This window comes from Microvirga terrae (assembly GCF_013307435.2).
Taxonomy (GTDB): domain Bacteria; phylum Pseudomonadota; class Alphaproteobacteria; order Rhizobiales; family Beijerinckiaceae; genus Microvirga; species Microvirga terrae.
Genome location: NZ_CP102845.1, coordinates 3932039 through 3947053 on the forward strand (window position 1 = coordinate 3932039; position 15015 = coordinate 3947053).

At 65.4% G+C, this 15015-nt stretch carries 16 protein-coding genes and 1 pseudogene; 14 read left to right on the top strand and 3 right to left on the bottom strand.

The annotated features are described in order from the left end of the window. Positions 1 to 416: 416 nt before the first annotated feature. From HPT29_RS18440 to HPT29_RS18450, 3 genes are all read left to right on the top strand, one after another. Positions 417 to 1046: a MarR family winged helix-turn-helix transcriptional regulator gene (locus HPT29_RS18440; RefSeq protein ID WP_173947946.1), complete on the top strand. Its 630-nt coding sequence runs from the start codon at positions 417 to 419 to the stop codon at positions 1044 to 1046. A gap of 213 nt (positions 1047 to 1259) precedes the next feature. Further along, on the top strand, positions 1260 to 2171 hold the full coding sequence (locus tag HPT29_RS18445) for a hypothetical protein (RefSeq protein ID WP_173947947.1): 912 nt from the start codon (positions 1260 to 1262) through the stop codon (positions 2169 to 2171). Positions 2172 to 2453: 282 nt separating this feature from the next. Beyond that, the gene (locus HPT29_RS18450) at positions 2454 to 2993 is read left to right on the top strand and encodes a hypothetical protein (protein WP_173947948.1); all 540 of its coding nucleotides are present in this window, start codon (positions 2454 to 2456) and stop codon (positions 2991 to 2993) included. Between the two features lie 64 nt (positions 2994 to 3057). On the opposite strand, the gene HPT29_RS18455 is transcribed toward HPT29_RS18450, so the two are convergent. After that, the gene (locus HPT29_RS18455) at positions 3058 to 3324 is read right to left on the bottom strand and encodes a hypothetical protein (RefSeq protein ID WP_173947949.1); all 267 of its coding nucleotides are present in this window, start codon (positions 3322 to 3324) and stop codon (positions 3058 to 3060) included. 184 nt (positions 3325 to 3508) lie between these two features. Next, complete coding sequence (locus tag HPT29_RS18460; RefSeq protein ID WP_259060153.1) at positions 3509 to 3673, bottom strand: hypothetical protein; 165 nt, start codon at positions 3671 to 3673, stop codon at positions 3509 to 3511. 470 nt (positions 3674 to 4143) lie between these two features. Between HPT29_RS18460 and HPT29_RS18465 the strand changes: the two genes are divergently transcribed. Continuing rightward, positions 4144 to 4800 carry a TerC family protein gene (locus tag HPT29_RS18465; RefSeq protein ID WP_173947950.1) on the top strand — a complete coding sequence of 219 codons (657 nt, stop codon included), beginning with the start codon at positions 4144 to 4146 and terminating at the stop codon, positions 4798 to 4800. Between the two features lie 215 nt (positions 4801 to 5015). Then, positions 5016 to 5873 (top strand): annotated as a pseudogene (locus tag HPT29_RS18470) (GGDEF domain-containing protein); the annotation flags it as partial. Positions 5874 to 5925: 52 nt separating this feature from the next. Here the strand turns inward: HPT29_RS18470 and HPT29_RS18475 are convergent. Continuing rightward, positions 5926 to 6429, bottom strand: a complete 504-nt coding sequence (locus HPT29_RS18475) for a DUF2267 domain-containing protein (protein WP_173947952.1) — start codon at positions 6427 to 6429, stop codon at positions 5926 to 5928. Between the two features lie 296 nt (positions 6430 to 6725). Here HPT29_RS18475 and HPT29_RS18480 point away from each other — a divergent pair, with 296 nt between their 5' ends. The 9 genes from HPT29_RS18480 (at position 6726) to HPT29_RS18520 (ending at position 14946) form a co-directional block, all read left to right on the top strand. After that, positions 6726 to 7034 (top strand): heavy-metal-associated domain-containing protein, encoded by a 309-nt coding sequence (locus HPT29_RS18480; protein ID WP_259060154.1) that lies wholly within the window; start codon positions 6726 to 6728, stop codon positions 7032 to 7034. A gap of 63 nt (positions 7035 to 7097) precedes the next feature. Beyond that, a complete protein-coding gene (locus HPT29_RS18485) occupies positions 7098 to 7328 on the top strand; it encodes a heavy-metal-associated domain-containing protein (protein WP_173947953.1) in 231 nt (76 codons plus the stop codon). Between the two features lie 204 nt (positions 7329 to 7532). Continuing rightward, entirely contained in the window at positions 7533 to 7991 is a 459-nt protein-coding gene (locus tag HPT29_RS18490; protein WP_173947954.1) for an urease accessory protein UreE, read from the top strand. Positions 7992 to 8054: 63 nt separating this feature from the next. Beyond that, entirely contained in the window at positions 8055 to 9776 is a 1722-nt protein-coding gene (locus HPT29_RS18495) for an efflux RND transporter periplasmic adaptor subunit (RefSeq protein WP_173947955.1), read from the top strand. 7 nt (positions 9777 to 9783) lie between these two features. Further along, entirely contained in the window at positions 9784 to 12909 is a 3126-nt protein-coding gene (locus HPT29_RS18500; protein WP_173947956.1) for an efflux RND transporter permease subunit, read from the top strand. Between the two features lie 23 nt (positions 12910 to 12932). Next, positions 12933 to 13307: a hypothetical protein gene (locus tag HPT29_RS18505; protein WP_173947957.1), complete on the top strand. Its 375-nt coding sequence runs from the start codon at positions 12933 to 12935 to the stop codon at positions 13305 to 13307. 27 nt (positions 13308 to 13334) lie between these two features. Then, the gene (copM, locus tag HPT29_RS18510) at positions 13335 to 13772 is read left to right on the top strand and encodes a CopM family metallochaperone (protein WP_259060155.1); all 438 of its coding nucleotides are present in this window, start codon (positions 13335 to 13337) and stop codon (positions 13770 to 13772) included. A gap of 120 nt (positions 13773 to 13892) precedes the next feature. Continuing rightward, positions 13893 to 14375: a DUF411 domain-containing protein gene (locus HPT29_RS18515; RefSeq protein WP_259060156.1), complete on the top strand. Its 483-nt coding sequence runs from the start codon at positions 13893 to 13895 to the stop codon at positions 14373 to 14375. A 25-nt stretch (positions 14376 to 14400) separates the two neighbouring features. After that, a complete protein-coding gene (locus HPT29_RS18520) occupies positions 14401 to 14946 on the top strand; it encodes a hypothetical protein (RefSeq protein ID WP_173947958.1) in 546 nt (181 codons plus the stop codon). Positions 14947 to 15015 lie beyond the last annotated feature (69 nt).

Here is a 15015-nt window from a genome sequence, read left to right on the forward strand (position 1 = left end):
CATGGATTAATAAGGCCCATTTAGGGGTGACTGGCTCCGCGCATGGCTGCATGGGGCAGTCCGGGTAGCGGCCGCGCGAGATCTCGCCATCGGCCACCATAACGGTGAAGTTGCAGCAATTCTCACCAGACCCGGACAATTGATTCAGCAGTTCGCCCACAATGCCTGAAGGCTCGTTCACCTTCGTTGCCCGCCCCTCACATCAGGGCAAGGGAGATCTCTGTCCCCAGTCAGAGGTGTCGGTTGGGTCTTCACTGACGCTAATGAGCAGGTCTGCGCTCAAAGGTGAGCACTCTGCACCCTCGATACGAGTTTAGTTCTGAACATGTTTGAGACCGAACGTGTTTGGCACCAAACCAATTCTCAACTTTGTTGCTGTATCGTGGATAGAGTAATCTTCATTCGCGGATACAGAGATGCTGCGGGACGCCACATCACTAGAAAGTTCAATCTCAACCTTCGTGCGTGTCCTCAAGGAGGCCGAGAAGCTCGCGTTTGGAGATGACCTCTCGAAGTGGGCCGGAGCAATCTTGTGGGTCATAGCCAACGAAGGCCCAAAGAATTTGACTGAAATCGCAAATCAACTCGAGACGTCAAAGGGGGTTCTGCACGCGCACGTGCAATCGCTTCGCGCAAAAGGTTACCTTGTTGAGGAACGAGGCAGTCACGGGTCAGTCCTGCTATCGCTTGCTCCTCAGCTCGAAGCGGAGGTTCATGGCAGGGTCAGTTCCGTGCTGGCCACCCTTGAACGGGTTTTCTCCATCCTCACTGAGGAAGAACGAGAACTACTCGCTACAATAGTTGAAAGGCTCCATACAGAAACTGTAAGCGTCCAAGCGGATACCCAACGGGATGTTGTGAAGGATACAGAACAGAGCCAGACTGCCCATCACCGACTGGCGCGTGAGCGAAGAGCTGAACGCAAACAAGTTCATACACCAAACATGTTCGCGGCCGAACAGGTCGATATCGAGCTTTCGTTCCACAACGGAACGAAGCTGCTCTTACGCCAGCGGGCAGACACGCGCGAAGGCGAACCGTCCTAAGACCTTGCGATCTTGATGCGGCTCGTCGCTCCCTTCGGAGTTTATCCTGGTGCAGTTCCTACCTCTAATTTAGGCCCTGCTAACCATCGCTGAAGATAGCTCCTCGCAAAAATTAACAAGTCGCCGGATCGGTTAACCGAGCAGCAACTCCCTCGTTTCCCAGCCTCTCCGATGAGACCAAAATCTCCCCATGATAACCACGGGAGATATCCAGTGTCTAAGACGACCACCACAATCCAGATCGCAGCTCGGTCCGACTTGACCAGCGCCCTTGCCGCTGCCACTCCGGCGATGCGCGCGGTCGCGGTTTGCCTCGCCGACATCCGCGGAAGACTCTCGCCCACTGCGGCGAAGCGGGCGATCCGTAAGATGCCGGCAGAGAAGCGGGCAGGCTTTGTGATCACGAGGCACCTAAATCAAGCTCTCGAACTGGCACAACGGGTCCGAACGGTCCGCAAGATGCCCCGCCGGACCGGGAGCAGGCCCTGGCATGCAAGGGCGGATCAGGCAAAAGGACGAGCCGCCTTGGCAGATCGCTTGCAAGTTGAGATCCAGCAGCGTCGTGACAACCATGTATTCGAGGCGCTCCGCCGAGCTGCAAGGTGGGTCATGAAGTACGGCGCGCCTGGTGGCACGAATTGGAACATCGCATATACGGTCGCAGGCGAGGCCCCTGGTTACGACCTGCAATGCGAGCGGGTCTATGGCGTCTACAAGGGTGCATATAAAGGCTGGGCGGCCAACCTCGATGTGCACACAATTACGGTACCGCGAGACTGGCTGAGCCGAGTGAAACGCATCACGCAGGATGGTGTTGTGAAGGAGCGCCTCATCCTTGATGCCGAGTACTTGGTCCGAGCCGATGATGACACCCGAACAGTCTACCGGGTGCTCATTGCGCGAAGGGGGCCCGGGTACAGAGCGGTCGTTGAAACGCGGTATATTTCCTGCTGGCCCTTTGGCGTGACGACGCTCCACGCAACAGAGAGAGCAGCTCTTTCGGCAGGTGTGCCGGATGAGGTACGCCGCCGCGAGATTGTTGCACGCCGAAAGGAAATTCAGCGAGCGCTCGAAGAGACATACATTGACGCCCGTGATGCTGACGTCTTCGCGAGCCTGACGTGAGCACTCTGGGAGGGATGCTCTCGCGGTAAATGACAAAATAGCCCGGGCGGCTGCACGACGCAGGTTGCCTGGACCCCGATGCACCCCTCTGAGACGGGCGAGCCGAGATTATCAATAAGCCTAAGGCTTCGCCAACCGGGGTTAATGCGCCGACCAGGCCATTGACGGAAAGCTAGATCCACCGTGCTCGCTGCGATGTTCGAATGGCTGCGGCCCTAGCAACTGGCAGGTTGTCGCTTGCTAGCCCATTGAGCACCCTGGTCCGGTAAAAGGAGACAACCAATGCGCAACATCGCAAAGATCATCACTGCCATCCTCGCCGCCTTGGCCACTGTGACGTGGCAGCTTGTCGATGGGGCGTGGAAGCTGGTCCGATCTTTGGTCGTTCCGCAGCCCCCGCAGGTTCTTGAGGTGGAGATCCCCGTCTCGCAGGCTGAAGCCATTGCCGAGGCCTTTACGGAGGCTCACGACAAGGCCAAGGCGCAGACGCGCGGACATGAAAGCGTCACCCACCGCTTTCCCTTGGGCTACGCCGTAGCGATGGCAGCGCGTGGATACGAGGAGCATCTCGTTGATGTACCGGATGAAATCGCCGCATGGGCACTCGCTCTGACCCCTGCCGAGAAGTCGGCCCTGTCCCGGTTCGCTTCCGATCAGATCGAAGCCCACCTCAACAGCGCCAAGCCCCTCCCCGGTGTGCCGACCTTCCGGACGAGGTTCGAACAGACTGTCGCGATGCTCGACCACAACATCGGCGAGGCTGACGTCGAGGCAATGGAACTCGTCGAGCCGATCTACCCTGGCGCTCCCCGCTTCGCCTGATCTCCTCCCCTAAACGACAAAAGGCCAGCTCACTGGCTGGCCTTTTCCTTTAGGGATCCTGGCCTCAATGCTGGCGGGCAAGGCGGGCGAGCTGCCCCTCAGCGCGGAGGGCGCGAAGACGCATGGCAGCGAGCTCTTCGCGCAAGTCGGCCTCGCGGTGATGGGCCTCGGCGAGCGCGTAGCCCAGTCGAGCGACGGCATCCGCAGCCTTCTGCTCGGACAGGCCCTGCAAGATCTCGGCCTTCCAGGCAGCCCGCTCCGCTCTCGTGGCCTCGATGGTATTGTGGAGCGCGGCGGCGATCCCGAACGCCACTGGAGCTGCACCTTGCATGTATCCCTCCTAACCTCGACCGGAAGGCTGACATAAGGATTCTCCAGCTGCAATCAATAAGATAGCCCCCATTCGTAAATCTCCCTGGGCTTTCTGCGCCGATGTGTCTGAAGGAAAGCGGACCCGGAAAAGACAAAGTGGATCGGGCTCGTCCGTGCACCGGACACCACCTCTGGCATTGTGCTCAGGCGTCCTCGGGATCCGCCTGCTCGCAATCCCAGGCCAAGTCGTCGAGCATGCGCTGCACGGGGTCCAGGTCTGGATCGGTGTCCGGCTCAGGATCCTCGTCCATGTCGGCCTTGCCAGGGGCCGGGGGCTGGCTTGGTCTGGGCCCGAGGGACAGCGCCATCCACCGGCGCCAGGCGGGCCACCATTGCGAGCTGCCCCATCCATGAGACCTGATGGCCCGCCCAAGGCTGGAGGCGGGAAGGCATGACCTCCTCCGGTTTCTCTGATAGTTGCTCGCTGAGCGCGGAGGTCCCAAACCCTGATGCAGTAAGGGTTTTATCCCAGGATTATTGTGAAACGAGCCCCCCTTGAGCCCCTTCCAGGCGCTCCCCTTGTTGCCCACTTCCCTCTTGAGCTCACGTCGTCTCGCCTGTACAGGTTGGGCACCAGACCGGGCCCCTCTGGCAGTTCGGATGAGCTGCGATGTCGGACTGGATGTCCAATTCGGGTGGCCTGGTTCATGGCGTTCTGCCGGCCGTAACTTGTTGCGCAACGTGCTCCGCTTTCAGGCAGGACAGATGCTGCGTGGCTTAGCTTGCGGTCGCGCCAGACGGCATGGTGGCTGCCCCTGTTCATGCAAACGGGAGCCACATGAGCGAGTTTTTCACCACAGAAGCCCTCTCCGCCCTCCTCCAGGTCATCATGATCGACTTGGTCCTGGCCGGAGACAACGCCATCGTCATCGGCTTGGCGGCCGCCGGACTGCCCAAGGAGCAGCGCGCCAAAGCGATCCTGATCGGTATCATTGCGGCCACGGTCCTGCGCATCGGATTTGCCGCCGCAACAACCCAACTCCTGCAGATCGTGGGCCTACTGCTGGCCGGCGGCGTTCTCCTGCTCTGGGTGTGCTGGAAGATGTGGCGCGAGCTACGCACCAGCCATGCGGAGGAGATCCAGGGCGAGGAAGCCCTTGAGGGACGCGACCTCGACCGGGACGGCAAGATCGCCGGCGCAGCCCCGCGCAAGACCTTTGCCCAGGCCGCCTGGCAGATCGTCATTGCCGACGTGTCCATGTCCCTCGACAACGTGCTGGCGGTGGCAGGCGCCGCCCGCGAGCACCCCAACGTGCTGATCTTCGGCCTTATACTGTCCGTCGCCCTCATGGGCGTGGCGGCGACCTTCATCGCCCGCCTGCTCCAGAAGCACCGCTGGATCGCCTATGTCGGCCTTGCCATCATCCTCTATGTCGCCGCCGAGATGATCTACCGCGGGGCTCTTGAGGTCTGGCCCTTGGTCAACGGCGGATAGCACCGATGCCTTAGCTTGTGCGATGGACCGCCTTCAACCTCAGAAGCGGGCCATCGCAGAACCGAGCGCTGGTCCAGGCAATATCGCTATGATCAATGCCCTCCAGCGCTCCTGAACGTCTATCCAATGCCTCTCTGAGTTAACCAATTTCATGAATTGGCCGCTCGTACTTCATTTGCCATGGAACACGCCTTACAAGGCGCTGCCGGGAGGACATGGCTGCACTGCTGCAGGGCTGGGCGAACAGCCAGCAGGCGGTCGGGCTGTTCGATGAGCAGGATCGGCTGCAATACGTCAATGTCGTCTACCGCGAGATCTTTCTCGGCGGCCAGGAGGGCGCGTTCACCCTGTCAGACCTGCTGCGCTACGGCTTCAAGAACCGGACCGGGACCGTGATCGAGTCCGGCGACGTCGAGGCCTTCATCACCGACCTCTACACGCGCCGGCGCAAGGTCGGGCCCCATCAGGCGTTCGAGACGGACCTCATGGATGGGCGCTGGTTCTTCATGAACCAGACCGTTCTACCCAACGGCTGGGTTCTCATCGTGGGCACCGACATCACCGCGCTCAAGCACAACGAGAAGACCCTGCGCCAGGAGGCCGAAACCGACCCGCTCACCGGGCTGGCCAACCGCCGGCGGATGTTCGGCCTCCTGGACCGTGCCCTGGCCGGCCTGGCGACGGAGCCGTTGTGCCTGGCGCTGGTCGACATCGACCGGTTCAAGGGCATCAACGACCGTTTCGGCCACCCCGCGGGGGACGCGGTGCTGAAGCACTTCGCCGACTTGGCGAGGCATCGCCTTGGAGACGCCGGCTCGTTCGGCCGGTTGGTGGTGAGGAGTTCATGCTGCTCCTGCCCGGCATGGACATCGGCGGGGCGGAAGGACTGCTTCACAGGCTCCGCGCGGACATCCCGCCCCTGCCGCTCGGCAGCGGCCGGTCGACCATCTTTTACACGGTCAGCGCCGGGCTTACCGCGGCGTCCACCTCGGACAGCGCTGAGGCGATTGTGCAGCGGGCGGATCAGGCGCTTTATCTCGCCAAGGCGGCCGGACGCGACCGGGTCACGACCCTGACGCGCGAGACGGAACTGGCCGGCAGGATTGCCTGACGGGCCGCCCACTGTCAGGCGGTTCCACTGCCAGCCGCCACCTCGCCTTCTGCGCGGTCGCGCTCCACCTCCACCCAGGTAGCCGCCGCGGGCCAGAGGGTCTGCACCTCGCCCGGAAGGGCGTGCCTGACCTTCTCGGCCTGGCCGGCATCCACGTGGCGTGCCAGGACGGTGAACACGGCTCCCGTCACCGCGCGGGTGTCCATGGGCCGGATCTGGTCCAGCCGCTCGCCGATGGGCTCCAGGAACTCGTCGAGCGAGCGGGGCTTTTCGTCCATGCGGCCGGGCGCGTGCCATTGATCATAGTAGAGCCCGCGGACCAAGAGCGGCAGCTCCGAGCCGAGATGAACGGCCAGCTCCAACGGGATGCGGTCGCGCACCGCGCGCAGAACCACCCCGAGCACATGCCAGGCGAGCTGCCGGTCGGAGCCGACCGCCTCGTCTTGCATCAATTCTGCAAGCCAGGTGTGGGTGGTTTGCAGTGTCTTGTCGAAAACATCGAGACCCGTCGCGCTCATCGGAGGCCTCCAGAGACTGCGAATGTTCGCCAGCCAACTCGGGGCGGTTTCGGATGTTCCGGGGCCTCTCCATCACGGGCGGCGACGCGGCTCGGCCGTGCCATTTCCGTGCGCACGAGGAGCTCCCACGCGCCCTTTGCCTCGGACACGGAATGCCCCTGCGCCAGCCCGCGTTGGCTGGCACCGTGAGCGATGGCCTGATGCAGGCGGAGCTCATTGCGCGTCCTCCGCCGAGCCGTGGCCATCAATCGATCAAGCTGACATAAAAACGCGCTTGACCTTGCCATGATGGGAAGGTGCACCGTCTGTCCTTCGTCAATGCCAACCGGAGTTTTCCCATGTGCGGATGCAGCACCCATCAGGCTCAGTCGGACACCACCGCCGAGCGCGATCCCACTGCCGTCACCCTCAAGGTCGAGGACATGACCTGCGGGCACTGCGCCAGCACGATCACCAAGGCCGTCGAGGCTGGATTGCCCGGCGCCCAGGTGCAGGCGGATCCGGCCACCAAGCTTGTCTCGATCCGGGGCACCCGTGACCTTGCCAAGGTCGAGGCCCTGATCGCCGCCGCCGGCTACACCCCGTCTGTTCCGGCGCTCGGATGAGTCCGGGCGGGATCCAGGCCTCCGCCGGCTCCCGCTTGCCTAACCCGACCAAGGACCCGGACCATGCACCTCCTCCAGGCCCACAACCTCTTCCACATCCCGCAGATGATGTGCGACCGCTGTGTCGCCGCCCTGACCAGCGCCCTGCACGCCGTTGACGGGGTCGCCCGCGTCGAGGCCGACCTGATGGCCCGCACCGTTCAGGTCGTCTCACGGCAGTACGAGTCCGCACTCCTGCGAACCCTGCGCGAGGCCGGCTTTCCCGCCGAGCCCGTCATGCAGCCCCTCGGATAAGGATGTCGTCATGCAGGCTCTTCCAAGCATCCTGGCGACCATGGTCGGGACTGTGGTGGTGGTGAAGTGAGGGGCATGGTTTGCCTTGGCGAACGAATCCGCCATAACAAGCCCTGCGGCTCACAAAGGCCACAAAGACCCTTGAGTAACCATCTCGAAACCGGCCGCCCGTCAGATCATTTCCCTGATGTCAGGAGCGATTCGTTGAACACCGTGTGGACCCACTTCCGGCGCCTGATCACGAGCCTCATGCTCGTGGCGATGACGTCGTTCGTGCTCCACAGCGGCGCGCTGGCGGGCATGCACCGGCATGGGCTGGGCGCATCCGACTGCCAGCCGACGGCCTCCGCCGCCCAGGCACACCTGCATGGGGCCGCGGGGCATGTCCACCAAGTGGCGCACGATCACGGCGACGGGGTGGCCCATCACCATGACCAGGCCGATGCGGTGGACGAGAGCGCTCCCGACGACCAGCAGGCCAAAGCAGGCCCCAAGGGCCCCTGCTGCACCAGCGCCTGCCCGGTCGCCATGGCCCCGTTGGGCCTGGATGCGATCTCCGCGCCGATGGGCATTGCGGTCGCGCTCCTGCCCACGTCCCAGAACGGCTCGGGCCTTAGCCTCGACGGTCTCAAGCGCCCGCCACGAACCCCCAGCATCGCGTAACCGAGCGACCGGCTTAAAGCCGCGTCGCTCCCGACGATGTGCTTGTGATCCGGGACCTTCCCCATGTTTACCCGTTCCAACGGCGCCCTGCGCCGCCTCCAGGCCATGCTGACCGGCCTGGGCCTTCTGACCACCATCGCGGCGACCGCTCTCGCCCATGAGGGGCATGACCACGGCGCCCCGCCGCCGGCCGCGGTCACCACCAACAATCCGCGGGTCAGCGCCCAGTCGGATGCCTACGAGCTCGTCGGCGTCCTCCGCGGCGACCGCCTCGGGATCTATCTCGACCGCTTCGCTTCGAACGAGCCCGTGACCGACGCCAAGATCGCCGTGACCGTCGGTGGCGACGAAGAGGTCTGGGCCGAGGCCGCAACTGATGGCACCTACACGGTGACGTCGGCCAAGTTTGCGGGCGAAGGCCCGCTGGAGCTCATCTTCGCCGTCACCGCGCCAAGTGGCGACGACCTGCTGATCGGCACCCTCCAGCTGCCGGGCAAGCCTGTTGCCGCGGCTCCCGCCCCGGGGCGGGCCTCGCCGCTTCAGGTCTTGCAAAACACGCCAACCGTTCGGCTCGGCAGCATCGAGGTCGCCACGCCCTACGTGATCGCCGGCGTCGCGCTCGCGCTCGGTTTCCTGCTTGGTCTTGTGGCCCGGAGCCGGAGGAAGCTAGTGCCGGTGGCGGGCCTAGCGCTGGTTGTGCTGGTCGTCTCGACGGCCTACGCCTTCGCCCATGAAGGACACGACCATGGGGCGGAGGCCGCCAAGGCTGCCCTTCCGGCCGGTGACACCCCCCGCCGGCTGCCGGATGGCACGGTGTTCGTACCCAAGCCGAGCCAGCGCCTGCTCAATGTGCGGACGACCGTCTCAAAGCCGGAAGAGGCGCAGAAGGCCGTGAGCCTGATCGGACGGGTCATCGCCGACCCGAACCGCTCCGGCCTCGTGCAGAGCATCAACGGCGGGCGCATCATGGCTCCGGAGAAGGGGCTCCCCCGCCTCGGGCAGGCGGTCAGGAAGGGCGATGTGCTGGCCCTGGTTGAGCAAGCTGTGCCCCAGGCGGACCGCACCACGCTGTCCGAGCGCGTTGGCGAGATCGAGCAGGAGATCGCGGTCGCCGAGACCAAGCTCAAGCGCGTGCGCCAGCTCTCGGATCGTGGCGTCGCCCCGCCGAGCCAAGTCACCGACGCCGAGACCGAGCTGGAGGGCCTGCGCCGCCGCCGCGAGATCGTGCGCCAGACCCGCATCGAGCCCGAGGTCCTGCTGGCCCCCATCGACGGCACCATTGCTGCGGCCCGCGTCGTCCCCGGCCAGGTCGTCGCGTCCCAGGACGTGATCTTCCAGATCGTCGACCCTAAGGGTCTCTGGGTGGAGGCGCTCGTCTACGGCGAGATCGATCCCGCCAAGGTCACCGGCGCCAGCGCCACCGCCGTCGACGGCACGCCCCTGAAGCTTGCCTTCCAGGGCTTCAGCAAGGCGATGCAGCAGCAGGCCAACGTGGTGCAGTTCGCCGTCGAGAACCCGCCGGCCAACCTGTCCGTCGGCTCGCCGGTCTCCGTGTTCGCGCAGAACGGGGCCTCCGTCAGGGACATCATCATGCCCCGGGACGCGGTCGTGCGCGGCGCCAACGGCGAGGCGGTGGTGTGGCGCCACACGGATCCCGAGCGGTTCGAGGCGCGGCCGGTGCGGACTGAGCCCTTTGATGCCACCCGGCTCTTGATCCGGGCCGGCGTCGCCGAGGGCGAGCGGATCGTGATCCGCGGCTCCGAGCTCATCAACCAGATCCGGTGAGGCGGCGATGTTCAATTTCCTCGTCAGCAACAGCCTCAAGAACCGGCTGTTCGTCATCGCGGCGGCGCTCGTCCTCGTCGCCTACGGCTCGTGGATCCTGCCGCGCGTGCCCGTGGACGTGTTCCCCGACCTCAACCGGCCGACCGTCACCCTGATGACCGAGGCCGAGGGCCTCGCGCCGCAGGAGGTGGAGCAGCTCGTCACCTACCCGCTGGAGACCGCGATGAACGGCATGCCGGGCGTCAGGCGCGTCCGGTCCGTCTCCGGTGTCGGCCTGTCCATCGTCTACGTCGAGTTCGACTGGAGCACCGACATCTACCGCTCGCGCCAGCTCGTCGCCGAGCGCCTGGCGCTCGTGGGCGAGCAGCTCCCGACCGGCGTCACCCCGCAGATGGGACCGGTGACCTCGATCATGGGCGAGATCATGCTGGTCGCGGTGACCAGCGACACGGTCTCGCCGATGGAGGTGCGCGAGATCGCCGACTTCATCATCCGGCCGCAGCTCCTCACCATCGCGGGCGTCGCCCAGGTCATCCCCATCGGCGGCGAGGTCCGGCAGTACCGCATCGTGCCGAACATCGCGGCCCTGCAGGCGCTCGACGTCACCCACGAGCAGATCGAGGCCGGGGTCACCCGCTTCGGCACCAACACCGGCGGCGGCTTCGTCGACCAGCACGGGCGCGAGTACCTGATCCGCAACGTGGGCGTCACAAAACGGCTGGAGGACCTGCGCAACACGGTGGTGGTCCACAAGCAGGGTCAGCCGGTGTTCCTGCACCAGGTGGCCCAGGTCGACTTCGCCCCGCGGGTGAAGCGCGGCGATGCCGGCTTCCAGGGCAAACCCGCCGTGATCGTGTCGATCCAGAAGCAGCCCGGCGCCGACACGGTCGACCTCACCGGCAAGATCGAAGCCGCGCTAGCCGAGATCCAGAAGACGCTGCCGCAGGGCGTGTCGGCCACGAACCTGCAGTTCCGGCAAGCCACCTTCATTGAGACCTCGGTCGACAACGTGAAGCGCGTGCTGCTGGAGGCGGCAGCCGTCGTGGCGGTGATCCTGATCCTGTTCCTGATGAACGTGCGGGCGATCGTGATCTCGCTCACCGCGATCCCGATCTCGATCCTCGTGACCGTGCTCGTCTTCAACGCCTTCGGGCTCACCATCAACACGATGACGCTGGGCGGCCTGGCCATCGCCATCGGCGAGCTCGTCGACGATGCCGTGGTCGACGTCGAGAACATCCTGCGCCGGCTGAAGGAGAACCGGGAACTGCCCGAGCCGCGGCCGGTGCTGGAGGTGATCGCGGCCGCCTCCCAGGAGGTCCGCTCCGGCATCGTCTACGCCACGATGATCATCATCCTGGTGTTCATCCCGCTCTTCGCGCTGTCGGGCATCGAGGGGCGTCTCTTCGCCCCGCTCGGCGTAGCCTACATCGTGTCGATCCTGGCCTCGCTCGTCACCTCGATCACCGTGACGCCGGTGCTGGCCTATTACCTGCTCTCCGGGCGGGTGAAGGGCCACGAGCACGACAGCTTCGTGGTGCGGCACCTCAAGCGCGGCAACGCCGCCCTGCTGCGCTGGGCCTTCGGGCACCGCGGGGCCCTCTTCACGACCGTGCTGCTGGGTGTCGGCCTGGCAGCTTACGGGGCGACGCAGCTGCCGCGGGCCTTCCTGCCGCCGTTCAACGAGGGCACGCTCACGATCAGCCTCGGCTACAACCCGGGCATCGCCCTGGCCGAGAGCCACAGGCTCGGGCTCGTGGCGGAAGGCCTGATCAAGGACGTGCCCGAGGTGATCTCGGTCGGACGCCGCACGGGGCGCGCCGAGCTCGACGAGCATGCCGAGGGCGTGCACTCCTCCGAGATCGACGTCGACCTGAAGCGGTCGGAGCGCTCGAAGGAGGAGGTGATGGGCGACATCCGCGCCCGTCTGGCCGTCCTGCCGGCGACGCTCAACGTGGGCCAGCCGATCTCGCACCGTCTCGACCACATGCTCTCGGGCGTGCGGGCCGAGATCGCGCTGAAGATCTACGGCGAGGACGTCGACACCCTGCGCACCCTGGCGGAAGGCCTGCGCGAGCGGCTCTCTGGCGTCGAGGGACTCGTCGACCTCCAGGTCGAGAAGCAGGTTCGCATCCCGCAGCTGCGGATCGACGTCGACTACGAGAAGGCCGCCCTCTACGGCCTGACGCCGGCGACGGTGACGCAAGGTTTGGAGACGATGTCGAACGGGCGCACGGTCTCGCAGATCGTCGAGGGCAACCGCCGCTTCGACGTGGTGATGCGCCTGTCCGACCAGGACCGCTCCACCACCGGCCTCGGCGACCTGCTCATCGCCACGCCGACCGGCCACGTGCCGCTGCGCATGATCGCGGCGGTCCAGGAGACGGACGGGCCGAACCAGGTCCTGCGCGAGAACGGCCAGCGCCGGATCGCGGTCCTGGGCAACACCGACGGCAAGCGCGACATGGTGGCGATCATCGCCGACATCCGCCGCATCACCGGGGAGACGCAGTGGCCGCAGGGCTACGTCACCCGCCTGGAGGGCACCTTCCAGGCGCAGGAGGAGGCCACGCTTCGGATCGGGGCGCTGTCGCTCCTGTCGCTCGCGATGATTTTCGTCGTGCTCTACAGCCGCTACCAGTCGCCGGCCCTGGCGCTGATCATCATGGGCAACATCCCGCTGGCGCTCATCGGCAGCGTGATCGCGCTCAACATCGCCGGGCAGCCTCTGTCGGTCGCGTCGATGATCGGCTTCATCACGCTGGCCGGCATCTCGGCACGCAACGGCATCCTGAAGGTCTCGCACTACATCAACCTCGCGCTCTATGAGGGCGAGCAGTTCGGCAAGGACCTCGTCATCCGCGGCAGCCTGGAGCGGCTCACCCCGGTGCTGATGACGGCGCTCTCCGCTGGCCTCGCGCTCATCCCGCTCCTGATCGGGGCGGACGAGCCCGGGCGCGAGATCCTGCACCCGGTGGCGGTCACGATCTTCGGCGGGCTGATTTCGGCGACGCTGATTGACACCTTCCTCACCCCGGTCCTGTTCCTGACCTTCGGCAAGAAGCCACTGGAGCGTATCCAGGCCAGCCGCGAGGGCCGCGCCGGCGGCCTCACCCCGGCGGAAGCCTTCTGATCCACGACACAAGGAGAACCATCATGAAGCATCTCGTCCTCGCCCTTGCCATCGCAGCCACTCCCTTCACGGCAGCCGCCCACGAGATGGCCAAGGGCCCGAACGGCGGCCCCGTCGTCGACAGCACCGGCCATCACGTCGAGATGGTCGCCAAGGGCTCCGAGCTCGTCCTCTTCCTCACCGAGGCAGACGATAAGCCGCTGGCGTCCGCGGGCACGAAGAACGCCCGCGCCATCGTGCAGGACGGCGGCAAGACGGCGACCGTCCCGCTCCAGCCGGCCGAGCCCAACAAGCTCGTCGGCGCACTCGCCCAGCCGCTCGGATCGGGCGCGCGCGTGGTCGTCTCGGCCACCATGGCAGACGGCCACGCCGTCCAGGCCCGCTTCGTCAACAACTGACCTTCCCTCACGCCAAGGAGAAAGACGATGAAGACCATCACCAAGACCATCGCCGCCCTCGCGATCACCGCCATGGCCGGCGTGGCGTACGCGCAGACCTCACACCAGGGCCATGGCAGCATGCCGATGCCCGGCGCCATGCCCATGGGCAACATGGACCCGGCGGCGATGCAGAAGATGATGCAGGACATGATGCCGTCGGCGAACGATCCGGCCTCGACGAAGGACTTCAAGGCGGCGGACATGCAGATGATGCGCAACATGCACGTGCCCTACACCGGGAATGCAGACGTGGACTTCCGCACCCACATGATCCCGCACCACCAGGGCGCCGTCGAGATGGCGAAGGTCGCCCTGAAGCACGCCAAAGATCCCGAGACGAAGCGAATGGCCCAGAAGATCGTTGACGATCAGGAGAAGGAGATCGCCGAGATGCAGGACTGGCTGAAGAAGAACGGCAAGTAGCGGACGGGCAACGATCCGTGTGGCCGTGCCGACCAGCGGCACGGCCACGCGACATCTGCCCTTGCCATCCGGCGCTGCCTTCAGCGTTCGATGGAAGGAGCTGGAAGGAAAGGCACTCCCATGAACACGATGCACATGACCCGGCGCAGCCTCGTCACCGGCCTCGCGGCAGGCGCCCTGCTCGCGAATTCCAGCGCCCTGCAGGCCCAGCCTCTTCCAAAGATTGTCGTCAGCAAGGATCCGAGCTGCGGCTGCTGCACGGGCTGGGTCGACCACCTGCGCCGGGCGGGCTTCTCCGCTGACGTGATCGAGACGTCCGAGATCAACCGCGTGAAGGTGCGCCTGGGCGTGCCGGATGATCTTGCCTCCTGCCACACCGCCGAGATCGGCGGCTACGTCATCGAGGGTCACGTGCCGGCCGACGCGATCAAGCGACTTCTCGCCGAGAAGCCGGCAGGCAAGGGTCTCGCCGTCGCCGGCATGCCGATGGGTTCTCCCGGCATGGAAATGGAAGGCATGGCGCCGGAGACCTACGAAGTAGTCCTGTTCGGACCGGCAGGCCGCGGGACCTTCGCCCGTTACGAGGGCGCGCGCCTGCTCTGACCTGAGCTTCCAAAGGAGATCACCGATGACACGTCTCTTGCTCGCTCTTACCGCAGCGCTCGTTGCCGCCGGTGCCGCCCAGGCCCAGCATGCTCCCGCCTGGCCCTATTCCGGACTGGAGACGCGGACGGTCAAGGCGTTGTCCGAACAGCAGATCGCCGACCTTCGCGCAGGGCGCGGCATGGGCTTGGCGCTGCCGGCGGAACTCAACGGCTATCCCGGCCCGGTGCATGTCCTGGAGCTCGGCGAACGGCTCGGACCGAGTGCGGAGCAACGCGCCCACGTCGAGGAGCTCCATGCGGCCATGAAGGCGGAGACGATACCGCTCGGCGAGCGCCTGATCGCGCAGGAGACCGACCTCGACCGGCAGTTCGCCACCAAGTCGGTCACTCCGGCGAGCCTGCAGGCCGCCACGGCCGACATCGGGGTGAGCCAGGGCGCACTCCGTGGGGCCCACCTGCGCTATCACCTTTCCACCCTGGAGGTTCTCTCGCCCGAGCAGATCCGTCGCTACGGCGAGCTTCGGGGTTACGGAGGATCCCATGGACATCATGGGAGCGGGCACAACTGACCGCCTGTGGTGAACGGCCTCGGGTGGCCGTGACGAGGGTGCGGAGTTGCCGACCTCACAGCGCCACGG